The following is a 224-nucleotide window of genomic DNA, read 5'->3' as shown; positions in this document are numbered from 1 at the left end:
ATCGCAGCTTGGGTAACGGCACAAACTAATAGTATTAATAGCAGTTTAGCGGGGGGATGTTCACCGAGCGTATCGCATGATTTTACCAATCAGTCTATCGACTTCTGTACGGGAGGTACGGTAACCATTACCTGGACGGTAGAAGATATCTGTGGCTCTACTAATCCTACTGCTACATATACCCTAACACAACCGCAAGCAGTAAGCTATGATGCGCCTAGCGA

At 46.4% G+C, this 224-nt stretch carries 1 protein-coding gene; it reads left to right on the top strand.

Going from position 1 to position 224, the window contains the following annotated elements:
• On the top strand, positions 1–224 hold a 224-nt coding region (locus FGF67_RS17385), incomplete at both ends, for a hypothetical protein (protein WP_158293259.1).

It is taken from the genome of Allotamlana fucoidanivorans, from assembly GCF_006265225.1.
Classification (GTDB): Bacteria; Bacteroidota; Bacteroidia; order Flavobacteriales; family Flavobacteriaceae; genus Allotamlana; species Allotamlana fucoidanivorans.
This window is presented reverse-complemented; position numbering and strand designations above follow the sequence as displayed.